The sequence below is a fragment of the Mesobacterium hydrothermale genome (genome assembly GCF_035818635.1).
GTDB lineage: Bacteria > Pseudomonadota > Alphaproteobacteria > Rhodobacterales > Rhodobacteraceae > Mesobacterium_A > Mesobacterium_A hydrothermale.
This window is the reverse complement of sequence record NZ_JAYLLH010000001.1, coordinates 226,269-252,207: the sequence shown is the minus strand read 5'-3', so window position 1 is coordinate 252,207 and position 25,939 is coordinate 226,269. Positions and strand designations below refer to the sequence as shown.

At 64.3% G+C, this 25,939-nt stretch carries 25 protein-coding genes; 14 read left to right on the top strand and 11 right to left on the bottom strand.

Going from position 1 to position 25,939, the window contains the following annotated elements:
- The first annotated feature begins 34 nt into the window (after positions 1 to 34).
- Entirely contained in the window at positions 35 to 202 is a 168-nt protein-coding gene (locus VK792_RS01225) for a YdcH family protein (RefSeq protein ID WP_326295459.1), read from the top strand.
- An 85-nt stretch (positions 203 to 287) separates the two neighbouring features.
- On the opposite strand, the gene VK792_RS01220 is transcribed toward VK792_RS01225, so the two are convergent.
- The 5 genes from VK792_RS01220 to VK792_RS01200 all read right to left on the bottom strand — a co-directional run bounded on the left by VK792_RS01220 (position 288) and on the right by VK792_RS01200 (position 4,896).
- The gene (locus VK792_RS01220; RefSeq protein WP_326295458.1) at positions 288 to 1,229 is read right to left on the bottom strand and encodes a transcriptional regulator GcvA; all 942 of its coding nucleotides are present in this window, start codon (positions 1,227 to 1,229) and stop codon (positions 288 to 290) included.
- 322 nt (positions 1,230 to 1,551) lie between these two features.
- Entirely contained in the window at positions 1,552 to 2,274 is a 723-nt protein-coding gene (gene phbB, locus VK792_RS01215; RefSeq protein WP_326295457.1) for an acetoacetyl-CoA reductase, read from the bottom strand.
- Positions 2,275 to 2,433: 159 nt separating this feature from the next.
- Positions 2,434 to 3,609 carry an acetyl-CoA C-acetyltransferase gene (locus VK792_RS01210; RefSeq protein ID WP_326295456.1) on the bottom strand — a complete coding sequence of 392 codons (1,176 nt, stop codon included), beginning with the start codon at positions 3,607 to 3,609 and terminating at the stop codon, positions 2,434 to 2,436.
- 124 nt (positions 3,610 to 3,733) lie between these two features.
- Complete coding sequence (locus VK792_RS01205) at positions 3,734 to 4,561, bottom strand: EAL domain-containing protein (RefSeq protein WP_326295455.1); 828 nt, start codon at positions 4,559 to 4,561, stop codon at positions 3,734 to 3,736.
- A gap of 89 nt (positions 4,562 to 4,650) precedes the next feature.
- Positions 4,651 to 4,896 carry an accessory factor UbiK family protein gene (locus VK792_RS01200; protein ID WP_326295454.1) on the bottom strand — a complete coding sequence of 82 codons (246 nt, stop codon included), beginning with the start codon at positions 4,894 to 4,896 and terminating at the stop codon, positions 4,651 to 4,653.
- 96 nt (positions 4,897 to 4,992) lie between these two features.
- Here VK792_RS01200 and lgt point away from each other — a divergent pair, with 96 nt between their 5' ends.
- The 5 genes from lgt (at position 4,993) to VK792_RS01175 (ending at position 9,547) form a co-directional block, all read left to right on the top strand.
- Complete coding sequence (gene lgt / locus VK792_RS01195) at positions 4,993 to 5,883, top strand: prolipoprotein diacylglyceryl transferase (RefSeq protein WP_326295453.1); 891 nt, start codon at positions 4,993 to 4,995, stop codon at positions 5,881 to 5,883.
- Entirely contained in the window at positions 5,880 to 6,941 is a 1,062-nt protein-coding gene (locus VK792_RS01190) for a class I SAM-dependent methyltransferase (protein ID WP_326295452.1), read from the top strand. The genes lgt and VK792_RS01190 overlap by 4 nt, the downstream gene beginning before the upstream one ends.
- Complete coding sequence (pgeF, locus tag VK792_RS01185) at positions 6,938 to 7,693, top strand: peptidoglycan editing factor PgeF (protein ID WP_326295451.1); 756 nt, start codon at positions 6,938 to 6,940, stop codon at positions 7,691 to 7,693. Before VK792_RS01190 ends, pgeF begins: the two co-directional genes overlap by 4 nt.
- 243 nt (positions 7,694 to 7,936) lie before the next feature.
- Complete coding sequence (locus VK792_RS01180; RefSeq protein ID WP_326295450.1) at positions 7,937 to 8,077, top strand: hypothetical protein; 141 nt, start codon at positions 7,937 to 7,939, stop codon at positions 8,075 to 8,077.
- 678 nt (positions 8,078 to 8,755) lie between these two features.
- Complete coding sequence (locus VK792_RS01175; protein WP_326295449.1) at positions 8,756 to 9,547, top strand: Hint domain-containing protein; 792 nt, start codon at positions 8,756 to 8,758, stop codon at positions 9,545 to 9,547.
- 44 nt (positions 9,548 to 9,591) lie between these two features.
- Here the strand turns inward: VK792_RS01175 and VK792_RS01170 are convergent, their stop codons facing one another.
- Complete coding sequence (locus VK792_RS01170; RefSeq protein WP_326295448.1) at positions 9,592 to 10,092, bottom strand: Lrp/AsnC family transcriptional regulator; 501 nt, start codon at positions 10,090 to 10,092, stop codon at positions 9,592 to 9,594.
- A 196-nt stretch (positions 10,093 to 10,288) separates the two neighbouring features.
- On the opposite strand from VK792_RS01170, the gene trxB reads away from it, so the two are divergent.
- From trxB to VK792_RS01155, 3 genes are all read left to right on the top strand, one after another.
- A complete protein-coding gene (gene trxB / locus VK792_RS01165) occupies positions 10,289 to 11,233 on the top strand; it encodes a thioredoxin-disulfide reductase (RefSeq protein WP_326295447.1) in 945 nt (314 codons plus the stop codon).
- Positions 11,234 to 11,336: 103 nt separating this feature from the next.
- Entirely contained in the window at positions 11,337 to 11,939 is a 603-nt protein-coding gene (locus tag VK792_RS01160; RefSeq protein ID WP_326295446.1) for a GNAT family N-acetyltransferase, read from the top strand.
- A gap of 112 nt (positions 11,940 to 12,051) precedes the next feature.
- A complete protein-coding gene (locus VK792_RS01155; RefSeq protein ID WP_435404818.1) occupies positions 12,052 to 12,930 on the top strand; it encodes a cation diffusion facilitator family transporter in 879 nt (292 codons plus the stop codon).
- Between the two features lie 77 nt (positions 12,931 to 13,007).
- On the opposite strand, the gene VK792_RS01150 is transcribed toward VK792_RS01155, so the two are convergent.
- Positions 13,008 to 13,445 (bottom strand): NUDIX domain-containing protein, encoded by a 438-nt coding sequence (locus VK792_RS01150; protein WP_326295444.1) that lies wholly within the window; start codon positions 13,443 to 13,445, stop codon positions 13,008 to 13,010.
- Positions 13,446 to 13,505: 60 nt separating this feature from the next.
- Between VK792_RS01150 and VK792_RS01145 the strand changes: the two genes are divergently transcribed.
- Positions 13,506 to 14,258: an alpha/beta fold hydrolase gene (locus VK792_RS01145; RefSeq protein WP_326295443.1), complete on the top strand. Its 753-nt coding sequence runs from the start codon at positions 13,506 to 13,508 to the stop codon at positions 14,256 to 14,258.
- Positions 14,251 to 15,393 carry an alpha-D-ribose 1-methylphosphonate 5-triphosphate diphosphatase gene (locus VK792_RS01140; RefSeq protein WP_326295442.1) on the top strand — a complete coding sequence of 381 codons (1,143 nt, stop codon included), beginning with the start codon at positions 14,251 to 14,253 and terminating at the stop codon, positions 15,391 to 15,393. The genes VK792_RS01145 and VK792_RS01140 overlap by 8 nt, the downstream gene beginning before the upstream one ends.
- Positions 15,394 to 15,424: 31 nt before the next feature.
- On the opposite strand, the gene VK792_RS01135 is transcribed toward VK792_RS01140, so the two are convergent.
- Genes VK792_RS01135 through VK792_RS01125 form a run of 3 tightly spaced genes read right to left on the bottom strand, consistent with a single transcriptional unit; the run spans position 15,425 to position 17,280 of the window.
- Positions 15,425 to 16,495 (bottom strand): 5-(carboxyamino)imidazole ribonucleotide synthase, encoded by a 1,071-nt coding sequence (locus VK792_RS01135; protein WP_326295441.1) that lies wholly within the window; start codon positions 16,493 to 16,495, stop codon positions 15,425 to 15,427.
- Between the two features lie 17 nt (positions 16,496 to 16,512).
- Positions 16,513 to 17,010: a 5-(carboxyamino)imidazole ribonucleotide mutase gene (purE, locus tag VK792_RS01130; protein ID WP_326295440.1), complete on the bottom strand. Its 498-nt coding sequence runs from the start codon at positions 17,008 to 17,010 to the stop codon at positions 16,513 to 16,515.
- 45 nt (positions 17,011 to 17,055) lie between these two features.
- Complete coding sequence (locus VK792_RS01125) at positions 17,056 to 17,280, bottom strand: YdcH family protein (RefSeq protein ID WP_326295439.1); 225 nt, start codon at positions 17,278 to 17,280, stop codon at positions 17,056 to 17,058.
- A 150-nt stretch (positions 17,281 to 17,430) separates the two neighbouring features.
- Between VK792_RS01125 and VK792_RS01120 the strand changes: the two genes are divergently transcribed.
- The 3 genes from VK792_RS01120 (at position 17,431) to VK792_RS01110 (ending at position 25,158) form a co-directional block, all read left to right on the top strand.
- The gene (locus tag VK792_RS01120; RefSeq protein WP_326295438.1) at positions 17,431 to 17,844 is read left to right on the top strand and encodes an Hsp20 family protein; all 414 of its coding nucleotides are present in this window, start codon (positions 17,431 to 17,433) and stop codon (positions 17,842 to 17,844) included.
- Positions 17,845 to 17,848: 4 nt separating this feature from the next.
- The gene (locus tag VK792_RS01115; protein ID WP_326295437.1) at positions 17,849 to 18,076 is read left to right on the top strand and encodes a DUF1150 domain-containing protein; all 228 of its coding nucleotides are present in this window, start codon (positions 17,849 to 17,851) and stop codon (positions 18,074 to 18,076) included.
- 293 nt (positions 18,077 to 18,369) lie between these two features.
- Positions 18,370 to 25,158, top strand: coding sequence for a Hint domain-containing protein (locus VK792_RS01110; RefSeq protein WP_326295436.1), 6,789 nt, complete (start codon positions 18,370 to 18,372; stop codon positions 25,156 to 25,158).
- A gap of 152 nt (positions 25,159 to 25,310) precedes the next feature.
- Here VK792_RS01110 and VK792_RS01105 read toward each other — a convergent pair whose 3' ends face one another.
- On the bottom strand, positions 25,311 to 25,760 hold the full coding sequence (locus VK792_RS01105; RefSeq protein ID WP_326295435.1) for a YtoQ family protein: 450 nt from the start codon (positions 25,758 to 25,760) through the stop codon (positions 25,311 to 25,313).
- Positions 25,761 to 25,939: the final 179 nt, after the last annotated feature.

Below are 25,939 nucleotides of genomic sequence, written 5' to 3'. Positions count from 1 at the left end.
TCCTGAAGGCCTACACCATCAACAGGAGGAATCCATGAGCTTGAGTTCACATTTGCAGGAACTGAAGAAAAAGCACCAATCCCTGTCAGAGGCAGTGGAAATGGCGCAACGCTCCCCTGGCGTGGACGACCTTCATATTGCGGATCTGAAAAAGCAGAAGCTCAGACTGAAAGAGGAAATCGCGCGACTGTCCGCGAACTGAGGCCGCCAAAACGGCGCGCCGCCTCTTTTCCAACCCAAAACGCTGGGCCGGTCATCTGACCGGCCCTTCTTGTTTCTGCCAGCGCTCACGCGGGTAGTCCGGTGACAACGATGCGCTTGCCTTCCAGCACATGGGCGTAGCGCGCGGCCTCCGCCTGGATCCAGCGGCGGAAGGCGGCAATCGCCGGGCGGGTTTCCTGCCCCTTGCGACAAAGAAACCGGAACCGCGCCTCGGTCGCGAGCGCCACGTCATACGGGGCCACCAACTGCCCCTCTGCCAGCGCCTTGGCCAGCAACGATTTGCGCCCCAGCAGCACCCCCGCCCCGGCCAGCGCCGCGTCGATGGCGTGATCGGCCTGGCTGAAATGGGTCCCCCCCGGCGGGGTGCCGGGCACACCCGCCGCCCGGAACCAGGCCGCCCAATCGGCGGGCGGGTCCAGGAAATCGACCGAATCGTCATAGATCAGCGGGGCGCGCGGCAAGGTCGCCGGATCGCCGTAAACCTCGGTCAGGCGTGGCACCATAACCGGCAGCGACACCTCGTCGATCAGCGGAACGGAAAACAGCCCGGCATCGGGGCCATAGCCAAAGCGGATCGCCACGTCGATATCGTCCCGCTCAAAGCTCATGCGCCGCAACGTGGCCGATACGCGCAGTTCGATCCCCGGATGCGCCTGTGCGAAATCATAGAGCCGCGGTGCCAGCCATTTCGCCGTGAAGGCCGGGCCGGCCGTCACAGTCAGCATGTCCTCTTGCTGCGACCGAAGCGCCGCGCGCCAGGCCACGTTCAGCCGGTCGAACCCGTCCGAGACCCCCGGCGCCAGTTGCGCCCCCACCTCTGTCAGTTCCACCGCGCGGTTCAACCGACGAAACACCGGCGCGCCCAGGTGGTCCTCCAGCGACTTGATCTGGAACGACAGCGCGGCGGGGGTCACATGCAGCTCTGCCGCCGCCTTGGCAAAGGACAAATGCCGCGCAGCGGCCTCGAACGCGCGCAAGGCGGTCAGCGGGGGCAGACGTTCATTCACACAAGTTTTCCTTAACTGATGTCAGAAAACTCTCGTTTGTCGCGCCGTGAAAATCAACCCATATTGGGATCAGAAAGACAACAGCGCCCAAGGCGCCCCACACCCAGATAAGGAATACTGACATGATCGAAGCCCCCACCACCCGCAGCCGCCACGACGCAATGCGCGCCGCCCACCACGAACGCGCCAAGGCCTTCGCCGCCGCTTTCGGCTGGATGTTCCGCACCCAGTCCCGCTGAGCCTGCGCGCGACGCTCTTACGGGATGCAGAAAGGGCCGGTCAGACGACCGGCCCTTTGCTGTTTTTCAAAGCCCGAACGGGATCAGACGAAGAACTGCGCCCCGTTGGCCGAAATCGTCGAACCGTTGATAAAGCCGGCATCGTCGGCAGCCAGGAACGCCACGCAACGCGCGATTTCCTCGGGCTCGCCCAGGCGACCCGCCGGGATGCCCTTGATGATCTTTTCCCGCACGGATTCGTCGATCGCCATCACCATTTCGGTTGCGATATAGCCCGGGCAGATTGCGTTGGCGGTGATGCCAAAGCGCGCGCCTTCCTGCGCCAGCGATTTCACGATGCCCAGGTCGCCCGCCTTGGTCGCGGCATAGTTCACCTGCCCCGCCTGGCCTTTTTGCCCGTTGATCGAGGAAATCACGATCACCCGGCCGAACTTGCGGTCGCGCATTCCGTTCCAGACCGGGTGCACGGTGTTGAACACGCCGGTCAGGTTGGTGGCGATCACTTCGTTCCACTGGTCTGGGGTCATGCGATGGAACATCGCGTCGCGGGTGATACCCGCGTTGGCCACGACCACGTCAACGGGGCCCAGGTCGGCTTCGACCTGCGCGATGCCCGCCTTGGACGACTCGTAATCGGCCACGTTCCATTTGTAGGTCTTGATCCCGGTTTCGGCGGTGAAGGCCGCGGCCTTCTCGTCGTTGCCGGCATAGGTCGCGGCAACCTCAAAGCCGTCTGCTTTCAACCGCTTGGAAATCGCCTCCCCGATCCCCCGGCTTCCCCCGGTGACAAGTGCAACTCGTGCCATGATGTTCCTCCAACCTTTGGCATTCCTTGGTAACGTCGTTACCCAAGTTCATCCCGATGCGCAACAATGTTGCGTGAATATTTTGCTGCGACGCGGCATTCCTCACGTCGCATTGTATGAAAAAGGGCGCCGAAGCGCCCATTTCCGTTCAGCCGTCCGTTACGGGCGCTCCAGGCACATGGCCACGCCCATGCCGCCGCCGATGCACAGGGTCGCCAAACCCTTTTTCGCGCCCCGGCGCTGCATTTCAAACAGCAGCGTGTTCAGGATCCGCGCGCCCGATGCGCCGATCGGGTGACCGATGGCGATGGCGCCGCCGTTCACGTTCACGATTGCGGGATCCCAGCCCATGTCCTTGTTCACGGCACAGGCCTGTGCGGCAAAAGCTTCGTTGGCTTCGACCAGGTCCAGGTCCTCGGGCGACCAGCCCGCCTTTTCCAGCGCCTTGCGCGATGCATAGATCGGGCCGACGCCCATGATTTTCGGGTCCAGACCCGCAGTGGCATAGGACACGATCCGCGCAAGCGGCTCGATCCCGCGCTTTTCGGCGTTGTCGGCGGTCATCAGCAGGGCTCCGGCCGCGCCGTCGTTCAGACCCGAGGCGTTCGCCGCGGTGACCGAACCGTCCTTGGTAAAGGCCGGACGCAATTTCTGCATCGCTTCGATGGTGGCGCCGTGGCGGATGTATTCGTCCTTGTCCATCACCACATCGCCCTTACGGGTCTTGATGGTGAAGGGGATGATCTCGTCCGCGAACTTGCCGGCCTTCTGGGCGGCCTCGGCCTTGTTCTGGCTGGCAACGGCGAATTCATCCTGCACGTCGCGGGAAATCTGCCACTGCTCGGCCACGTTTTCCGCGGTCTGCCCCATGTGATAGCCGTTGAAGGCATCCCAAAGACCGTCACGGATCATCGTGTCGATATAGCTCATGTCGCCCATCTTCTGGCCTTGGCGCAGCGTTGCGCAATGCGGCGACATCGACATGTTTTCCTGGCCACCGGCGCAAACGATGTCCGCGTCCCCAAGCTGGATGTGCTGGGCTGCCAGCGCCACCGCGCGCAGGCCCGAGCCGCAGACCTGGTTGATGCCCCAGGCCGCGGATTCAAGCGGCAGGCCGGCATGGATATGCGCCTGACGCGCCGGGTTCTGGCCCTGACCGGCGGTCAGCACCTGGCCCAGGATGGTTTCCGAAACTTCGCCCTTTTCCACACCCGCGCGGGCCACCAGAGCCTCGAGCACGGCGGCACCCAGTTCGTGGGCCGGGGTGTTGGCGAATGTTCCCAGGAAACTGCCGACACCGGTCCGGGCAGCAGATGCGATCACGACATTGGTCATATTGATGTGTCCTCCACCAGTCATGTGACGCCGGGACCATGACTCTGCTGCGCCGCAGAAACAACCCCGGTTTACGCAGGGGCAGTACCCGATCAGTGTACGACAGCATACAGGAAACTTTGTCTCAGGCGGAAATTTTATTTCGCGGCTGATCTTCCCACGGCGGTCGGACCGTCGGAGCACCGAAATAGAATCCTTGCAGGCAATCCACCCCGATCTGGGTCAGAAAGCGCGCGTCTTCGTCGCGTTCGACCTTTTCAGCGACGGAAAACATATCGAATTGCTGGGCAATCGCCACCATGGCGCGGGTCAGCACCTGGTTGTCCGGGTCACGGGCGATTCCCTGGATGAACTGGCCATCGATTTTCAGGATGTCGAACTGGAAATCACGGAAATACCGGAACGCGGTATACCCCGCCCCGAAATCGTCAATCGCAAAGGCGATCCCACGGTCGCGCAACCCGGCCATGAAGCTGACCACCAGTTCCGGCACCAGCATCGCGCTGGTTTCCGTAATCTCAAGAATCAGCCGTTCGCCGATCGTCGGATTGCGGTCCAGCGCCCGGGTCAACAGCCGCATCCAGCGGCGATAGCCGATCGACCGGGCCGACATGTTAATCGCCAGCCGCAGGTCGGGCACCCGCGACAGCGCCACCAACCCCTTTTCCAGCGCGATGCAATCCAGCATCCGCCCGGTTTCCGATTCCTCGACCGCGTCGATGAAATCCTTGGCCGGGATGATCCGCCCGGTTTCATCCAGCACCCGGATCAGCCCCTCGTAATAGGCAATCTTGTCGGGCCGCCCTGCCTGAACGATCGGCTGATAGGCCAACAGTACGTTCCGATGCTGCACCGCCGCCTTCACCATGGCCATGGTGCCACGGTCGCGCACCGCAACCGCCTGCGCCAGCGCGCTTTGTGGCCCAAGGGGGCCATTGCCCAATCCCGTCATGATCCTTGCCCCTCAATCTCGACAGAACCGTCATGACAGAAGGCAGGTTAAACCGGGCTTAAGCAGAAAATTTTCAGCAAATGCCCGGATTACTTTTTCGCGGACTCCAAGGCATCCAGACGCGCTTTCAGAGCCTCGTTCTCTTCGCGGGCCTTCTGGGCCATGGCACGCACGGCATCGAATTCCTCGCGCGTCACGAAATCGCGATCCGCCAGCCAGCGGTCCATCATCGACTTCACCGCCGTCTCGGCCTCTTCCCGCGCGCCCTGCGCCACGCCCATGGCGTTGGTAAAAAGCTGGGAAATATCGTCGAGCACCTTGTTCCGCGTCTGCATCGCTTACTCCGCCGTTGCATTTGATCCCTATATGGGCCTCATCGCCCCGAGGCTCAAGGTTGACTTCCCCCGATTGTCAGAGGCACAGAGACGCACATGCAGGCCGGTATTCCCTTTCCGAACATTTCGCCCGAAATCTTCTCGATCACGCTGTTCGGGATGGAGTTCGCCCTGCGCTGGTACGCGCTGTCCTATATCGTCGGCATCGTGATCGGCTGGAAACTGGCGACGCACGCGCTGCGCCGCCCTGCGCTCTGGCCGCAAGACAGGCCCGCGATGACGCCCGCACAGCTGGAAGACCTGCTGACATGGATCGTCATCGGCATCATCCTCGGCGGGCGGCTGGGTTACGTGCTGATCTACCAGCCTGGCTACTACCTGCAAAACCCCGGCCAAATCCTGCACTTGTGGGAAGGCGGGATGGCCTTCCACGGCGGGCTGACCGGGGTGATTCTGGCGGTCTTCATCTACTGTCGCCGCCAGGCCCTGCCGCTGTGGTCCACCGCCGACATGATGGCGCTTGGCACCCCGCCAGCGCTGTTTCTTGTGCGCATCGCCAATTTCATCAACGCCGAGCTTTGGGGCCGCCCCACCGATGTGCCCTGGGCCGTGATCTTCCCGGGCGCGGCCGCACAAGACTGTGGCCAGCCGCTGGGCGAACTCTGCGCCCGCCACCCGTCGCAACTGTACGAAGCGCTGCTGGAAGGCGCGCTGCTGACCGTCGTGCTGGTCTGGCTGGCCTATCGCCGCGGCGCGCTGAAACGCCCGGGCCTTGTCTTCGGCACGTTCTTCGCGGGCTATGGCCTGTCGCGTTTTCTTGTCGAATTCGTTCGCCAGCCGGATGCACAGTTCATTTCTCCGGGCAACCCGCTGGGACTGGCGCTGCACCTGAACGGCTATGGCCTTACCATGGGCCAACTGCTGTCCCTGCCGATGGTCGTGATCGGCGCCTATGCCATCTGGCGCAGCCGCGCAGCCCGCCCATGACCGCGCTTGCGCCGATCCTCAGGGCACAGATCGCCGCCAGCGGCCCGCTGACCGTGGCGCAATACATGGCAACCTGCCTGCTGCACCCCGAACACGGCTACTACACCACGGCGCAGCCCTTCGGCGCTGCCGGGGATTTCGTCACCGCGCCAGAGATCAGCCAGATGTTCGGCGAACTGATCGGCCTGTCGCTGGCGCAAGCTTGGCTGGACCAGGGCGCGCCCACGCCCTTCGTCCTGGCCGAACCCGGCCCCGGGCGCGGCACGCTGATGGCCGATATCCTGCGCGCAACCGCCCGTGTCCCCGGCTTTCACGCCGCCGCCCGGATCGTTCTGGTCGAAGCCAGCCCCGCCCTGCGCGCCACCCAGCGCGAGACGCTGAAGACCTCTCCCGTCACCTGGGCAGACAGCGTCGACGCCCTGCCCGACGCCCCGCTGTTCCTGGTGGCCAACGAATTTTTCGACGCCCTGCCGATCCGCCAGTTCATCCGGCGCGGCGACGGCTGGGCCGAACGGGTGATCGGCCTGTCAGGCGGCGCACTCAGTTTCGGCGAAACCGCCCCGGTCCCGCACGCCGCCCTGGCGCACCGCCTGCAAGACACGAAAGACGGCGACCTGATCGAAACCTGCGCCCCCGCGCAGGCCATCGCCGCTACCATCGGCACGCGGATCAAGGCGCATGGCGGCGCCGCGCTGCTGATCGACTATGGCGACTGGCGTTCCCTCGGGGACACGTTCCAGGCCGTGCAGGCCCACAAGCCTGTCGATCCGCTGGCCGCCCCCGGCCAGTGCGACCTGACCGCCCATGTCGATTTCGAGGCGCTGGCACAGGCCGTTCCCTGCCGTTTCACCCGCCTGACACCGCAGGGCATCTTCCTTGAACGGCTGGGCCTCACCCAGCGCGCGCAGGCCCTTGCGCGCGGCCTGCAAGGCGCTACGCTGGATCAGCATATTGCCGCACATCGCCGGTTGACCCACCCCAAGGAAATGGGGACCTTGTTCAAGATTCTCGGGCTCTATCCCGACGGATCGCAACCGCCACCGGGACTGGACCCATGACGCTCGAGATCATCACGTCCGACTGCCTCGCCCCCCTGCGTCACGGGTTCTTCACCCGGCGCGGCGGCGCATCTTCTGGCGTGTTCGCGGGTCTGAACTGCGGCGCAGGCTCCACCGATCAGGCCGAGATCGTGACGATCAACCGCGGCCGCGTGGCCAGCGCGATGGATGTCCCCCTCGACAGCCTGCTGACCGTGCATCAGGTCCACTCCCCGGATGTGGTCACCGTCACCGAAGCCTTCGGCACCGACAAGCCCCGCGCCGACGCGATGGTCAGCAACACCCCCGGCATCGCACTGGGAATCCTGACCGCCGATTGCCAGCCGGTGCTGTTCGCCGATGCCGAGGCAGGGGTGATCGGGGCCGCGCACGCCGGCTGGCGCGGTGCACTGGACGGGGTTCTGGAAAACACCGTGGACGCGATGATCGCGCTGGGGGCCGACCGCGACAACATCTTTGCCGTCATCGGCCCCTGCATCAGCCAGCGCAACTACGAGGTCGGGCCGGAATTCTTCGACACGTTCATGGAACAGGATCCGACCTATTCGCGCTTCTTCGCCGGCGGCGCGGGCGACCGCCTGCATTTCGACCTTCCGGGTTTTGGTCTGCACCGCCTGCGCGCGGCGGGAATCGACTCGGAATGGACCCGTCACTGCACCTACAGTGATTCCAAGAGATTCTACTCCTACCGCCGCTCCGTTCACGAGAAAGAGGCCGACTATGGCCGCCTGATTTCGACGATCCGGCTCTGAATCTGTCCGATTCACCAATTTCCTGACCACATTTACCCTTTTGAAACCTGCCAAAAGCAGGCCAAAAGCGGCATTTTCACAAGCAATTACAACGACCTAAAGCCGTTAACCAATTGCGTCTGAATTGCGGCACAAACTTCGCAAAATTAACCAAAACTGGTCCAAGACCCGCCCCAATGGAACGCGATATTGATCCTGTCCGAGCGGTAAACAGCCCGGGCGCCGAACCCAAGGAGCAAGACCATGAAAACCCGTCGTTTCGTTAAGTCGATCGTCAAGACCTCGAAGACCACTGACGTAGCAATGCCGTGGGAACGCGGTGCCCGTCGGGCCGCCATGATCGAAAAGCGCGTTGCCAAGCCGCTTGAACTCAAGAGCGCCTGATCCGATCCCTACGCGAACCGCGCGCCCCGCAGATCAGGGGCGCGGCGTAACCCGGGCGATCCCCGCCCTGCATCGCGCAAGGATCTGATCCCCGACGGGACATCCCGCACACCCGGCCAAATCGGCCCGGTACCCAGACCAGTCCGATCCCATCCGCACCCGGCGATTCCAAGGCGAATTGTCGGATTTTTTATGTCTTTCAATTACTTATTCCGAATCCGGGACAATTGTTTCCAAAACGCGGAATTGTCCCGCCCCTGCCCCAAACCGGTCACATTGGTTAACGATCCTGGTCTTGTCACGAAAACAGGCCGTGACGTGTTCAAGTAACCAGTGACAAGGAGCAGTGTCATGAAGACCAAGACGTCCCGCTTTACAAAGTCCATCCTCAAGACCTCGAAAGAGGTAAAGGTCACCCTGCCGTGGAAGGCCCAGCCGATGACCTCCAAGGCGATTCGACAGGCGTGATCCAGATTGTGGCAAACTTGTCCCCGCCCCCCGAACAATCCGCGTTCCGACCTCGGGATTGACACGCGAAACACGGGTTACGGCGCTTCAGTTTTGACAGAATGGGGAAATTCACGCCATTTTGTCCTTACTTTACATGTTCCGTAACTCGTCCTTTCGTTGTTGTTGGTGGGGGCCAGCACGACTGTGACCACTGCACAGGGTGATCACATGGCCAGCCTCCAGCACCGTGCGCTTGGCGCGCACACCGCCGTCGCACTTCCGGTTCCCGGCAAATCTGCCGAAACCAGACCAGCCCCCCAGCGCCGCCCCGTGTCGCTGATGCGCAAATACGAAGTCGCCGCCCTTCAGCCCGACATGTCGATCACCAGCAAACAGGTGATTGCCCCGGCCACCCCCCTGTTCGAAGAAACCGCCAGCGCCTTTGCCCGCGGTACGCTGATCGCAACCGAAACCGGCCCGATCGCGGTCGAGGATCTGTTGCCCGGCGACCGCCTGGAAACCACCCGCGGCCTGGAAACCGTGGTCTGGATCGGCTCTACCGTCTTCGTGCCGAACACCCCGGCCTCGGAAAGCTCGCTCACCAGCCTGTACCGGGTCACCGCGGAAACCTTCGGCTTTGGGCGCCCGATGGTCGATCTGCTGGTCGGCCCCGCTGCCCGCATGACCGTGCGCCGCGAAAAACTGCAAAGCCTGATCGGCAACGCCACCGTTCTGGCCCCGGTGCGCGACTTCGAGGACGATGACCGCATCTTTGCCGTGACCCCACCCAGTTCCGTGCAGTTGTATCACCTGGCGCTGAAACGCCACGGCACGATCAACGCCGGCGGTTTTGAAATGGAAACCTATCACCCCGGCCGCTCGATCGCGACCGACCTGGGACAGAACATGCGCGCCCTGTTCCTGTCGATGTTCCCCAATCTGGAAATGTTGGAAGATTTCGGCGAACTGACGATGACCCGCACCACCCGCGAAGTCATCGACAACCTGATGTCCGGCTGATCGCCGGGCATCCATCCGTTCAGTTCAATCCCGGGAAACCCCTGTCAGGCAGAGCGGCTCAGCCGCTCTTCCAGTACGTCGAACGGCACGCCCGGTTCGTCCTTGGCGCAGCGGATCACCAGCGATGTCTTGACGCTGCCCACGTTGTCCGCCGTCAGCAGTTCCGACGTCAGGAAGGTCTGGAACGTGCTCAGGTCGGGTGCCACGCATTTCAGGATGAAATCCACCTCGCCGTTCAGCATGTGGCATTCCCGGACCAGCGGCCACGACCGGCAGCGTCCCTCAAATGCACGCAGGTCGGATTCGGCCTGGCTTTGCAGCCCCACCATCGCGAAAACCTGCACCTCGAACCCCAGTTCGCGGCTGTTGATGTCGGCGTGATAGCCCCGGACAAACCCCTGGTCTTCCAGCGCCCGCACCCGCCGCAGGCAGGGCGGTGCGGAAATCCCCACGCGCTTGGCCAGTTCGACATTCGTCATCCGCCCGTCGGCCTGAAGCTCGGACAATATCTTGCGGTCGATGGGATCAAGGCGGTTACCGGGCATTGTCGTCCTCTTGTTTTGTGCGAATCTTATAGCATCTCCGCGGGTGTGCGCAATAATATTTCGCGAACGCGCAACAATCTTAACTTGAACAATTCGACGCAGGAACCAGGCACCCCACGCCAAGGGGGCTTTAACGGCAGCGGGCGCGACGATATATGGTCCGTTGAATACGTCATTCCAAGACAAGAGGCCCCAAATGTCTGACACGCGCCGCACCAAGGTCCTGATCATTGGCTCTGGCCCCGCGGGCTATACCGCCGGCGTCTATGCCAGCCGTGCCATGCTGGAACCGATCCTCGTGCAGGGGATGGAACCCGGTGGCCAGTTGACCACCACGACCGAGGTTGAGAACTGGCCGGGCGAATCCGAAATCCAGGGCCCCGACCTGATGGTCAAGATGGAGGCCCACGCCCGCGCCATGGGCTGTGAAATCGTGTCGGATTACATCACCTCGCTCGACCTCGACAGCCGCCCGTTCAAGGCCCACGCCGACAGTGGCACCACGTTCGAAGCGGATGCGATCATCCTGGCCACCGGTGCCCGCGCCAAATGGCTGGGCCTGCCGTCCGAGGACAAGTTCAAGGGCTTCGGTGTCTCGGCCTGCGCCACCTGTGACGGCTTCTTCTATCGCGGGCAGGAAATCGTTGTCATCGGCGGCGGCAACACCGCCGTGGAAGAGGCGCTGTTCCTGACCAACTTCGCCTCGAAGGTCACGCTGATCCACCGCCGCGACGAACTGCGCGCCGAAAAGATCTTGCAAGACCGCCTGATGAAGAACCCCAAGATCGAACCTCTCTGGTTCCACCAACTCGAAGAAGTCATCGGCACCGAAAGCCCGCTGGGCGTCGAAGGCGTCAAGGTCAAGAACGTCAAGACCGGCGAGGTCACGGAAATCCCCTGCAAGGGGGTGTTCATCGCCATCGGCCACGCCCCGGCCAACGAACTGGTCAAGGACAAGCTGGAAACCCACATGGGCGGCTATGTCGTGACCGAACCCGACAGCACCGCCACCTCGATCCCCGGCGTCTTTGCGGCGGGCGACCTGATCGACCACAAGTACCGCCAGGCCGTGACCTCGGCGGGCATGGGATGCATGGCGGCGCTGGAAGCGGAACGCTGGCTGGCCGAACAGGACGGCTGACCCCGGACCGGAAAATGGCGCCTCCGGGCGCCATTTTTCTGCGTTGCGACCAAAGTCCGTTGCACCCATGGTGCATGAAACTTCGCAAACGCAGGAATGATCCATGTCCCCCTGGCCCGAAGCCTTCACCGCCACCGGTCCCCACGCCACGCTGGAACCCCTGTCGCAGGCGCATTGCGCCGACCTGACCGAAGCCGCCGCCGATGGCGATCTGTACCGGCTGTGGTACACCTCGATCCCCCGTCCCGAGGACATGGCCAAGGAAATCGACCGCCGTCTGTCGCTGCGCAGCGCTGGCTCCATGCTGCCCTTTGCCGTGATCGAAAACGCCACGGGCCGGGCCGTGGGCATGACCACCTACATGAACATCGACGCCGCCAACCGCCGGGTGGAAATCGGATCGACATGGTACCGCGCCGCCGTGCAGCGCACCCCGATCAACACCGACTGCAAGCTGATGCTGCTGACCCGGGCTTTCGAAACGCTCGATTGCATCGCCGTCGAATTCCGCACCCATTTCCTGAATCACCAAAGCCGCCGCGCCATCGAACGGCTGGGCGCCAGGCTTGACGGGATCTTGCGGTCGCACATGGTCATGGCGAAAGGCACGCTGCGCGACACCGCGGTTTATTCGATCACCGCCGCGGAATGGCCCGCGGTTCGGGCAAACCTGCGCTGGAAGCTGGATCAACCGCGCAGCACCTGAATTTTTTCACCCCCAGGTCACGAATTGCCGCCAAGCTTCGGTTGAAGCCCGCACGCCGCATGGCTATCAAGGCAGACCCAGCAACCGGAACGGTGCCGCCGTGACCAAACGTATGCAACTTGCTGTTGGCAGCCTGATCGTTGGCCTTGCCGTGCTTGCGCTCAAGGCGTCGGCCTGGTGGGTCACCGGGTCTGTCGCACTGCTGTCCGACGCGCTGGAAAGCACGGTGAACCTGGCCACCGCCGTGGCCGCCCTGATCGCGGTGCGCGTTGCCGCCATGCCGGCGGACGCCAACCACCCCTACGGCCACCACAAGGCGGAATTCTTCAGCGCCGTTCTGGAAGGCGTGATGATCGTGATCGCCGCGCTGCTGATCCTGCGCGAAGCCGCCGGAACGATCCTCGATCCGCAGCCGGTGGCCGAACCTCTGAACGGTCTGCTCATCAACGGCGGCGCGACGGTGTTGAACGCGCTTTGGGGCTGGATCCTGATCACCCGGGGCCGGGCATTGCGCTCGCCCGCGCTGGCGGCGGATGGCAAACACCTGATGGCCGATGTGGTCACCTCGGTCGGCGTGGCGATCGGCATCCTGCTGGCGCTGACCACCGGCTGGTGGCTGCTTGATCCGCTGATGGCAATCATCGTCGCGATTCATATCCTGTGGTCCGGTTTCAAGGTCATCCGCGACAGCCTGTCGGGCCTGCTGGACGAAGCCGTGCCGGCGGAAACCCTGCAAACCATCCGCGACGTGATCTCGACCGAAGCCGGCGGCGCGGTCGAGGCGCACGACCTGCGCACCCGCCATGCCGGGCGCGTCACCTTCATCGACTTCCACCTCGTGGTGCCGGGCGAAACCACCGTATCGGCCTCGCACGCGATCTGCGACCGGATCGAAACCGCGCTGAAATCCGCGATCCCCGACGCCAACATCACCATCCATGTCGAGCCAGAGGACAAGGCCAAGCACACCGGGATCGTGGTTCTGGACTGACAGCCGCCCCCGCCGCGAAACACATGCTCATGCGCATGGACTGTGCATCGGATGTGCATGGATTGTGCATCGCGGTTTTACGACACGATCAGCTCCAGCGGGTCATACCCGAACCCCCGGTGCCAGGCGACGCGCGGCAGGCTGTCGGGCTTCAGCCGGATCCCCGCCACCTCCTCTTGTGTGACCCACCGGCGCTGGTCCACGATGCGCTCGGGGTCCTGCCAGTCCGGGTCCAGCGCACCCGCCTCCAGCGTGCAGCGAAAAAACAGCTCAACCTGGTGGAACCCCTTGCCAGGACTGTGAAATTCATTGACCAGACAGGGCGGCCCGACCTTCACCGTCAGCCCGGTTTCTTCGAAAACCTCGCGCCGCAGGTTGTCGGGCAGCGATGCGCCCTTTTCCACGCCACCGCCTGGCGCGCACCACAGGTCGCTGATCCCCCCGGCATAGGCATTGACCAGCAACAACCTGTTTTGATGCAACAAAACCGCCCTGACAGCCAACCGTGGCGACATCCTGCCTCTCCTTCTTTGCGCCCCCTTTCATAGGCGCCGATTGCAGCGTATGCCAAGCCTATGCGCCTGATCCTTGCCCTTTGCCTTCTGCTGATCGCCCCCACGGCCCGCGCCGATTGCGTGGTCCTGCTGCATGGCCTGGCGCGCAGCGAATTCTCCTTCGCGCTGATGGCCCGGGTGCTGGAGGTCCACGGCTACAAGACCATCGTCCCCGGCTACCCCTCGACCAGCGCGCGGATCCAGACGCTGGTGGATCAGACCCTGCCCCGCGCGGTCGCGGCATGCGGGACCGACACCGTGCATTTCGTCACCCATTCCATGGGCGGCATCCTGCTGCGTGCGTGGCTGAAGGATCACCGCCCAGACCATCTGGGCCGCGTCGTGATGTTGGGCCCACCGAACCAAGGCAGCGAAATCGTTGACGAATTGGGCGGGATCGAGCTGTTTGAATGGATCAACGGACCCGCCGGATTGCAACTGGGCACCGGTGCCGACAGCTTTCCCAAACAACTGCCGCCGGTCGATTTCGACCTTGGCGTGGTCGCCGGGGACCGGTCGCTGAACCCGATCTATTCCGCGATGTTGCCGGGTGCCGACGACGGTAAGGTCACCGTCGCCTCGACCAGGGTGGCCGGGATGGCGGCGCACATCTCTTTGCCGGTGACACACACCTTCATGATGCAGGCCCCCGCGGTCATCGCGCAGGTCCTGCTGTTCCTGCAAGAGGGGCGGTTCGACCCGGACCTCGACTGGACCAAAAGCTTTACCGCACGGGAACTGGCGTGCCTGATCGGGATATGCACCGATGACTGACCTGACCCTGTCCGGCGCGCAAGTGCTGTTGCCAGAAGGGCTGGCCGACACGCGCCTGTGCCTTGCGGACAGCGTGATCGCAGACGCCCCCGCGGGCCGCGAAATCGACCTGCGCGGGTTCCTGATCCTGCCGGGTCTGGTCGACATTCACGGCGACGGGTTCGAACGCCATATGGCCCCCCGTCGCGGTGCCCTGAAAGAGGCGCGGAACGGCATGCTGGCGACCGAGGCGGAACTGGCCGCCAACGGGATCACCACAGCCGTTCTGGCCCAGTTCTTCAGCTGGGAAGGCGGCATGCGTGGCCCGGATTTTGCCGAACATGTCTTTGAAATCGTGACGGATATTTCCCGTCAGGTCGACACCGACCTGCGCCTGCAATTGCGGCTGGAAACCCACCTTCTGGAAAATTTCGATCGCGCCTTGCGGGCCATCGACCGATTTGGCATCCGCTATGTGGTGTTCAACGACCACCTTCAGCACGACCGGCTTGCCACCGGCCGCAGGCCCAAGCGGCTGACCGGACAGGCGCTCAAGAGCGGGCGCAGCCCCGAGGACCATTTCGCCTACATGATCGCGCTGCACCAAAAGGGCGTCGCGGTGCCCGCCGCGCTGGACAAGCTGTGTGCGCAACTGCTGGCGCGCGGCATTACCCTGGGCAGCCACGACGACCACGATGCCGCCACCCGCACCGACTGGGCCGGGCGTGGTGTCATGGTGTCGGAATTCCCCGAAACGACCGAGGCCGCACAGGCCGCGAAGGACAGCGGCGCGCCGGTGATCCTTGGTGCGCCCAACGTGATGCGTGGCGGCAGCCATGCCGGGAACGTGTCGGCGCGCGATCTGGTGGCGATGGGGCTTTGCGATGCGCTGGCCTCTGATTACCACTATCCCGCCCTGCGCCATGCCGCGTGGCAGTTGGCAGAGGCCGGCCTGTGCGACCTGCCGACCGCCTGGGCGATGGTGTCGGAAACCCCTGCCCGCATCCTTGGCCTGACCGATCGCGGCCGCATCGTGCCGGGGCTCAGGGCCGATCTGGTGGTGCTGGAACAGGCCACCGGCCGCGTTGGCGCGACCTTTGCCGGGGGACGTCTGACCTATCTCAGCGGCGAGGCGGGGCGGCGGTTCTTGCTTTAGAAACAAGACCAAGCGAAACGATTGACCCGGATCAGCCCCGGATGATCCGGTTCACATGGCCCATCTTGCGGCCGGCCTTCACCTCTGCCTTGCCATAGAGGTGGATCGCCACATCGGCGTTGCGCGCCAGGCCCGGAACGCGGTCCAGATCGTCACCGATCAGGTTTTCCATCACCACGTCGGCATAGCGGCTGCCATCGCCCAGCGGCCAGCCCGCCACGGCGCGGATGTGCTGTTCGAACTGGTCCACGGCGCAGCCATTCTGCGTCCAGTGGCCCGAATTGTGCACGCGGGGGGCAATTTCGTTCACCACAAGCCCTTGCGGCGTCACGAACAACTCGACCCCCATCACGCCGACATAGTCCAGCGCGTTCAGGATCCGGGCCGCCAGCAGCACCGCGTCGGTGCGTTGCGCGGCGGACAGCCGCGCCGGGACAGTGGTGGTGCGCAGGATCCCGTCGCGATGCACGTTTTCGCCCGGATCGAAACAGGCCACGTCACCGCCCTGCCCGCGCGCGGCGATAACCGACACCTCGGCACTGAAGCTCACGAACCCTTCCAGGATCGCAGGCGCGCCGTTCATGTCGGCCAGCGCGCTTGCCGCGTCACCCGCCGCCATGATCCGCGCCTGTCCCTTGCCGTCATAGCCGAACCGGCGGGTTTTCAGGATCGCGGGGGCCCCGATCCGGCCCAGCGCCGCATCCAGCGCGGCGGCATCCGGGACATCTGCGAAGGGGGCCGTCGCAAGCCCTAGGTCCCGCAGGAACGTCTTTTCGGTCAGCCGGTCCTGGCTGACGCGCAGCGCCTCGCGCCCCGGACGGATCGGGGCCGCGCCTTCCAGGACGTCCAGCGCCTCGGTCGGGATGTTTTCGAATTCATAGGTGATCACGTCGACCGACTCCCCGAAGGCGCGCAGCGCGGCGTGATCGTCGTAACCGGCCGTCGTCACCCGGTCGGCCACATGGCCTGCGGGCGGGTTGGCGCCGGGTTCGAAGACATGCGTGCGATAGCCCAAACGGCTGGCGGCAACCGACAGCATCCGGCCCAGCTGGCCGCCACCGATAATGCCGATCACGGCGCCCGCGGGAAGGGGAGTTGTCATCTTGGTGTCTCCGGCGCTCAGTCGTGCTGCGGGGAATCGGGAATCGAGGCGGACAGATCGGCGCGCCAATGGTCCAGCCGCTGTGCCAGCGCGGGATCGTTCAACGCAAGGATTCCTGCCGCCATCAGCCCGGCATTGGCGGCACCGGCAGCCCCGATTGCCATGGTCGCCACCGGGAACCCGCGCGGCATCTGGACGATGGAATACAGGCTGTCGACGCCCGAGAGCGCCCGCGTCTGCACCGGGACGCCCACAACCGGCACGCGGGTCTTGGACGCCATCATCCCCGGCAGGTGCGCTGCGCCACCAGCCCCGGCAATGATCACCTGCAGCCCCCGGTCCACGGCGGTCTTGCCATAGTCCCACAGCCGGTCGGGCGTGCGATGGGCCGACACGATCCTGGCCTCATAGGCGATGCCCAGCGCATCAAGGATGTCGGCGGCTTCCTTCATCGTGGGCCAGTCCGACTGGCTGCCCATGATGATGCCCACTTTGACGGTCTGCGGTTCGATCATGGCATTCCCCTTCACATGGGGCGCCGTTATAAGCGACTGCCTGCCTTACGCAATGATATCCGGCAGCAGGCGGTCCTCGATCAGGGCAATCTTGTCCTTGAGCCGCAGCTTTTTCTTCTTCAGCCGTTGCAGCATAAGTTGATCGGCAGTGCCGCGTTCCTGCATCACGCGGATCGCCTCGTCCAGCTCGCGGTGTTCGCGGCGGAAAACTTCCAGTTCCACGCGCAACACTTCGTCGGTTTTCATAGAAATGTCCGTTGGCGCATTCATGGCGGTCTTTCCCTGTGTGACAAACTCTAAGATAGCAATTTCAGTGCCTTCCGCAAAGCCCTTGCACGCCGCAGACAGTCTTCCCATATTCGTGTGGCCGGGTCGCCGAAAGGGGCCCGCGCTGACGGTCGCTTGATGAAGGACATGTCCATGAGCAAACTCAGTCTTGGGGCTTATCCCCACATGCTCGGCTTCGAGCAGTTGGAACGCCTGCTGGAACGCACCGCGAAATCCGGCAACGAAGGCTACCCGCCTTACAATATCGAACAAACCTCCGCCGACTCTTACCGAATCACGCTGGCCGTGGCCGGGTTTTCAGAGGCCGACCTGTCGATCACCATCGAGGACCGGCAACTGGTGATCCGCGGCCGCCAGCGCGACGACGGCGCTGACCGTGTCTTCCTGCATCGGGGCATTGCTGCGCGCCAGTTCCAGCGCAGTTTCGTGCTGGCTGACGGGGTCGAAGTGGGCGAGGCCATCATGGAAAACGGCCTGCTGCACATCGACCTGACACTGATGCGCCCGGAAACCGTGGTGCAGACCATCCAGATCAGAAAGGGGTAATGCGATGAATTCCAAAGTACCTTTTGCGGCCCATGAACAGGATCGGATCGTTTACGTCCGGCCGGTAAAAGCCGCCGACCTGCCCGATGAAATCCGCACCCAACTGGGCGGCAAGCAAGAGCTGTATGCCGTGCACAATGCCAATGGCGAACGGCTGGCGCTGGTGCGCGACCGCAAGATGGCCTTTGTGCTGGCCCGGCAGAACGATCTGGCACCGGTCACCGTGCACTGACACACACACCGGCCAAACGACACCCGCGCAGACACCCGCGTTCCTGACGCGGGTGTTTTTGTTTCGCCGCCTCTTGACGGTTTTGGCACGCCCGCGCCCAAGTGTTTCGAAAAAGGCCTTGGTTGGGCGATTTGCCCCAAATTGATCCGAAACCCGCCCTCAATCGGCCCCTGTTGAAAGCGACAACCCCCCCGAGCCGGTGCGTTTTGTGCCGTGCTGATCAATCAAAGATTCGGGTCGGGGCGTTTTAAGACGCGCAGGCCCGTCCGAGTGGAGAGTGTCGCGTCATGGCCTTGTATACCGTTACCACAGCAAACTGGAACGATCCGACGTTCTGGTCGGGGATTTCCGAAGCGGCGGCAGGCCACACGCTTGATTTCAGCGCTCTTGGTGCGGGCTATACCATTGACTTCGACACCACGCCGGGACTGCTGACCCTGAGCGATGGAACGACGACCTATGCGGTTGGCGAATCCGGCTATGTCGGGGCAACGGATACCACGTTGGGCGGCGCGACGCTGTTTGATTTCTTCACCACCTTGTCGGGCACCGGCGGCGACGACACGCTGACCGGCAGCGACGCCGACGACGTGATCAGCGGCAACGCGGGCGCCGACGTGTTCCACGGTGGTTTGGGCGCAGACCAGATGTCGGGCGGCGACGGCGATGACGTTTTCGTCGTCGAAGACGGCTATGGCGACGACACGATCATCGGCGGCGACACGGGCGAATCGAACGGCGACGTGATCGACATGTCGGGTGTCATCACCAACGTGACGGTGGACCTGACTTCTGGCACGGCGGGCACGGGCACGGTGGCCGGTGTCGATGGCACGGTCACCTTCAGCGGCGTCGAGCATATCTTCCTGTCCAGTGGCATCGACACCGTAGTTCTGGCGGATGGCAGCGGCACGGATACGGTGGTCGCCTTCAAGGCCCCCACCGACAACGGGGACGGCACCTATACTTCGCAGGACCAGCTGGATGTCAGCGGATTGACCAACGGCGGCGTGCCCGTGACCGTGGCGGATGTGGTTGTCACCGACACCATAGGCGACGGCACCGGCAATGCCATCCTGACCTTCCCCGGTGGCGAATCGATCATCCTGGAAAACGTCAGCGCCGCGCAGGTCAGCAGCCCGGCACAGTTGCAGGCAATGGGCATCCCCAACAACGGGCTGGACTACATCGTAGAAGGCACCGCGGGCGATGACGTGATCGACGCCACCTATGCCGGCGACCCCGAAGGCGACATGATCGATGCCGGCGACAACGCCACCGGCAACGACGATGACCTTGTGACCGCAGGCACCGGCAACGACAGCGTGGTGTCGGGCAACGGCGATGACACGGTCTATGCCGGCGACGGCGACGACACCGTGCTGTCCGGCGACGGTGCCGACAGCATCTATGGCGATCTGGGCAACGACAGCATCAACGGCGCCGCCGATGGCGACACGATCTTCTTCGCCGATGGCTTTGGCACCGATGACGTCACTGGCGGCGAAACCGCCACCACCGGCACAGACCACGACATCCTGGATTTCAGCGCCGTCACCACGGCGGTCAACGGCGCGCGGACCGCCGATGCGTCGGGCGTTGTCAGCACCGGGGCGGACGCAGTCTATTTCTCGGAAATCGAGGAAATCCTGCTGACCGATCTGGGCGACCAGTTCAGCCTGGGTGGCGCAGGCGGCCAGATGACCATCACCGCCGGCGCGGGCGATGACACCATCATCGCCGACAATGGCGATGACGTGATTTCCACCGGCGCGGATTCCGACCTTGTCACCTATGCCGGGGATATGGGCGGGTCTGACACCATCATCGGTGGCGAAACCGGCACCGACGCCGACCATCTGAGTGTGGAAAACGGTGCAACCGCGGTCAACGTGGTCTATTCCGGCGATGAGGCCGGGACCCTGACTGACGGCACCGACACCGCCACGTTCAGCGAAATCGAACAACTGACCCTGACCGCGGGCAATGACACGCTGGACGGCACCAACGATGGTGCCGGCCTGGACGTGGACGCAGGCGACGGCAACGACGACCTGACCGGCGGCAGCGCGGGCGACAGCCTGCTGGGCGCGGGCGGGTCCGACACCATTGCGGGCGGCGGTGGCGACGACACCCTGCGCGGCGGCACCGAGGGCGACCGGCTGGACGGCGGCGACGGCAACGATTCGCTTTACGGCGACGAAGGCGACGACACGGTCTACGGCGGTGCAGGCAACGACAGCCTGGAATCCGGCGACGGCAACGACCTTTGGTACGGCGGCGACGGCGACGACTGGGTCAACGGCGACCTTGGCAACGACACGCTGTATGGCGGCGCGGGTGACGACTTTGTCCGCGGCTCGTACAACAACGACGTGCTCTATGGCGGCGAAGGCAACGACTATGTCTGGGGCGGCTGGGGTGACGACACGATCATGGTCGAAAACAACTTCGGCAATGACACGATCAGCGCCGAAGACGTCGACCAGACGGTGGGCGACACGCTGGACCTGACCGCGGTGACCACCGCCCTGACCATCGACCTGACCGATATCAACGGCGAGGCGGGCAGCTTTACCGACGGCACCAGCACCGCGACCTTCGAGGAAATCGAACACATCCTGCTATCTTCCGGCGTTGACACGCTGGTTTTGGCGGACGGGTCCGGGGCCGACACCGTCGATGGCTTCAGCGTCCCAACCGATAATGGCGACGGCACCTTTACCGGCAACGACCTGCTGGACGTCACCGCGCTGACCTCGGACGGCAGCACCCCGGTCTATGTCAGCGACGTGACCGTGACCGACACCAACGGAGACGGCACCGGCGACGCGATCCTGACCTTCCCGCAGGGCGAAAGCCTGACGCTGACCGGCGTGTCGGTCAGCGCCGTGTCCAGCCCAGCACAGTTGCAGGCGATGGGCATTCCCAGCTTTACGCCCGACTACATCGTCGAAGGCACCGCCGGGAACGACGAGATCGATGCCGGCTATGCCGGCGACCCCGAGGGCGACCGCATCGACAACGCCGACAACGCCACCGGTGACGATGACGACGTGATCCAGGCCGGGGGTGGCGACGACATCGTCAAGGCAGGCGCTGGCGACGACAGTGCCGACGCGGGCGATGGCGCCGACTATGTCGAAGGCGACGACGGGGCCGACACGCTGCTGGGCGGCGCTGGCGACGATTATCTTGTCGGCTATGCGCATACAAACCTGATCGGCGAACAAGGCGCGGGCACCCGCACCACCGACTACGACCTTATCATGGCTGCCGATGATGCCGCCAACGACAGCCTGTCGGGCGGCGCGGGCAATGACGTCATGCTGGGCGGCGCGGGCAACGACACCTTGACGGGCGACGCCGGCGACGACACCCAGATGGGCGACGCGGGCGACGACCTTTTTGTTCTGAACGACGGATTTGGCAGCGACAGCATCACCGGCGGCGAAGACGCCGAAACCCTGGGTGACACGCTGAACATGTCGGCCGTGACCACCGATCTGACTGTCAACCTGACGGCCAGCGATCCCGAAGCCGGCACTGTCAGCGACGGCACCGGCACCACCAGCTTTGCCGAGATCGAGAATATCGTTCTGGGCGCGGGCCGCGATACGATCGTGCTGGCCGATGGCTCTGGCGCCGATACGGTGCAGGGCTTCGACATGACCGACAGCGGCGATGGCACCACCAACGATCAGCTGGATGTCAGCGGCCTGACCTCGGACGGCGGCACCACCCCGGTGAACAGCGGCGACGTGACGGTGACAGACGATGGCAGCGGCAACGCGCTGCTGACCTTCCCGGGGGGCGAAACCATCGTCCTGACCGGCGTGACCCCGGCCCAGCTGTCGACCCCGGCGGCGCTGGAATCCATCGGCATTCCGTCCGGTGCGGTTCCGCTGAACTACATCGTCGAAGGCACCAGTGGCGACGACCTGATCGACACCGCCTATCTGGGCGACCCCGAAGGCGACCTGATCGACGCCAACGACAACCTGATGGGACTGAACCAGGATTCCGTCCTGGCGGGCGCGGGCAACGACACCATCAACGCCGGCGCAGGCGCGGACACGATTGACGGCGGCGCGGGCGACGACACGTTTGTTCTGACCGGCGGACACGGCGATGACAGCATCATCGGCGGCGAAACCGGCGAAACCACCGGGGACACCCTGGATGCCTCGGCGCTGAACACGCTGTTGACGCTGAACCTGTCTACGACGGAAAGCGGCGTCCTGGTCGACGGCGCCACCGCGACCCTGTTCAGCGAGATCGAGAACTTCACCCTTGGCGGCGGCGATGACAACATCACCGGCTCGGCCGGCAACGACACCGTCAGCACCGGCGCGGGCGCAGACGTGATCGATGGCGGCGCGGGCGACGACGTGTTCAATATCGGCGTCGGCGACGGCGACCAGGATCTGCTGATCCTGACCGATGGCGATGGCAATGACACCATCACCGGCTTCGAAGTCCCGATCGACAACGGCGACGGCACCTTTACCGGTGTCGACCTGCTGGAGGTCACCAACCTGACGTCGGACGGCGGCACCACACCGGTCAACGTCGCGGACGTGACTGTGACCGATACCGTGGGCGACGGCAGCGGCGATGCGATCCTGACTTTCCCTGGCGGCGAATCCCTGACTCTGGTTGGGGTCGATCCGGCGGATGTGTCGACTCCGACACAGTTGCAAGCCATGGGCATTCCGGCAGTTGGCCCCGACTACATCGTGTCGGGCACAACGGGCGGCGACCTGATCGACGGTGCCTACGCCGGCGACCCGGAAGGCGACATGGTCGATGCCAATGACAACGCCACCGGCGACAATGCCGACCTGGTCGAGGCGGGGGCAGGCGACGATACGATCAACGCAGGCGCCGCGGCGGACACGATTCTTGGCGAAGGCGGCGACGACCTGATCGTTGCCACCGGGACACTGGATGCCGACAGCATCATCGGCGGCGAAACCGCCGAGGTGTTGGGCGATACGCTTGACCTGTCTGCCCTTGGCGACAACATGTCGGTCGCCTATGCCGCGCTGGAAATGGGGACCGTGTCGAACGGCACCGCCACGCTGACGTTCGAAGAAATCGAAACGCTGGTTCTGGGTGATGGCGCGGATACCGTGACCGGCGCTACCGGCAATGACACGATCAACAGCGGCAACGGCGCCGACCTGGTCGACGGCGGCACCGGCGACGATGTCATCGACATCGGCGCGGGCGACGGCGTTGCGGATCAGATCCTGTTCGAGGACGGCGACGGCAACGATACGGTGTCGGGCTTCCTCGCCCCCACCGACAACGGCGACGGCACCTATTCCGGCAACGACCTGCTGGATGTCAGCAGCCTGACCTCGGACGGCGGCACCACGCCGGTGACCACCGACGATGTGACCGTGACCGACACCAATGGCGACGGCACCGGCGACGCGATCCTGACCTTCCCGGGCGGGGAATCGATCACGCTGGCGGGGGTCGATCCGTCTGACGTGTCGAGCCCGACGCAACTGGAGGCGATGGGCATCCCGGCAGGTGCCACACCGTTGAACGACATCGTCGAAGGCACCACCGGCGCAGACCTGATCGACGCCACCTATACCGGTGACCCCGAGGGCGACCGCGTGGATGCCGCCGACAACCTGGCCGGCAACGACAATGACGTGATCGTCGCAGGGGCCGGGAACGACACCATCCTGGCCGGAGCGGGCGACGACTTTGTCCGAGGTGGCGCAGGGGATGACGTGATCTCCGGCGGTGCGGGCAATGACACGCTGGACGGCGGCGATGGCCAGGACACGCTGAATTCCGATGCCGGCAACGACACCCTGACCGGCGGGGCCGACCAGGACCTGTTCACCCTGACAGACGGCATGGGCACCGACGTGATCGTTGGTGGCGAAACCGTTACCACCGGCGCCGATCAGGATACCATCGACGCCACAGGCCTGACCGGAACCGTCAGCGTGACCTTCACCGGGACCGAGGCGGGCACGCTGACCGATGGCACCGATACCCTCAGCTTCAGCGAGATCGAAACCATCCTGACCGACGCCGGCGACGACACGGTGAACGTGGGCGCGGCCACCGGCGGTGCGGCGATCAACACCGGCGGCGGGAACGACACCGTTCTTGGTGGCGCCGGCGGCGACACCATCGACGGTGGCGCGGGCGACGATTTGCTGTCCGGTGCGCTTGGCGGCGACGTGGTCTCGGGCGGGGACGGCAACGATACGATCACCGGTGGCTCTGGCGACACGATCACCGGCGACGGCGGCGACGACGTGTTCAACGTCGGCCCCGGCGACGTCGACGGCACGGCCTTCAGCATCGACGGCGGTGAAACCGGAGAGGTGCTTGGCGACACGCTGAACATCACCGGTCCGGCAACCATTGTCATGACCAGCACCGAAGGCGGCACCGCGACATGGCTCGATGGCTCCGTGCTGACCTTCAGCAACATCGAACACGTCACCTATACAGCCTGTTTCGCCGCCGGTACGCGCATTCGCACGCTGCAGGGCGATGTCCCGGTGGAAGCGCTGCGCGAAAGCGCGCAGGTTCTGACCCGTGACAACGGCTTTCAGCCGGTGCGCTGGAAGGGCGGGCGGTCCTTCACCGCGGCAGAACTGCGGGCGCGCCCGCACCTGGCCCCGATCCGCATCCCCGCAGGGTGTCTGGGCGACGGCCAGCCGCAGGCCGATCTTGTGGTCTCGCCGCAGCACCGGGTTCTGATCTCGGGCGCGCGCACCGAGTTGTGGTTCGGCGCAAGCGAAGTTCTGGTTGCCGCAAAGGACCTGCTGGTTCTGGACGGGGTCAGCCGTGTCTTCCCCGAAGACGGGGTGACGTATTTGCACATCCTGTTCGACCAGCACGAGGTCGTGGTGTCAAACGGGGCCTGGACAGAAAGCTTCCAGCCCGGCGACCTGTCGCTTTCGGGGCTGGACAGCGCGCAGCGGGCCGAGGTCTATGAAATCTTCCCCGCGCTGCGCGATGGCCGGTTCGACCGCGACTACCCGGCGGCCCGGCCGATGCTGCGGGCCTTCCAGGCGCAGGCGTTCCTGCGCGGCTGAGACCCGCGATCACGGACACAAAGGGCCCCGTCGGCGGGGCCCTTTTGCTGTTGGCGGGGGAATACACGTGCCGCGCATGCGAGAGGCTCTGCCTCTCGCGCTCTCCGGGATATTTCGGCCCAGAAGAAGGACAGGTTTGCGGCTGTCCTGACTTAGCCCGGCAGCTTGCCGGTCAGGACGTACCGCAGGATTTCAACCACCTGGTCCGGGCTGCGAGTCACCGCAAGCGCGGCGGCATCGACCTCTTTCAACGCGTGGTCGTGGTCGGGTTGTTGCAGGATGATCAGCGACTTGCCCAATGCCGCGGCAAAGCCCGCGTCGAAGGCGGCGTTCCACTGTTTGTATTTTTCGCCGAAGCGGACAACAACCACGTCGGCATCTTCGATCCCCTTGCGGGTGCGGATGGCATTGACCATGGCGCCCTTGCGATCGTGCCAGAACTTGTCGGGTTCCGCCCCCAGGATGGCCACGCCGCAATCGTCGCTGGCGGCGTGATCGGTGACCGGGCTGTTGAAGGTCACGTCGAGCCCCTGCGCGCCGTCGATGATCTGTTCGCGCCAGTCGGTGTGGATTTCCCCGGACAGGTAGACATTCAAGGGCATGGGTTTCTCCGTTTCCATTGGTTTCGTCGTAGATATGGGTTTCCCCGCGGATGTCCACCCGCGGGCAACGGTTGCAGACCCCGGTGCCGGAACGGTCAGCGGTCGCGGGCAGTCGGAGCCGGTTTTTTGCCGGGGAAACGTCGCCTCGGGCGATTGCCATGCTGTCAGGGCGACCGGAA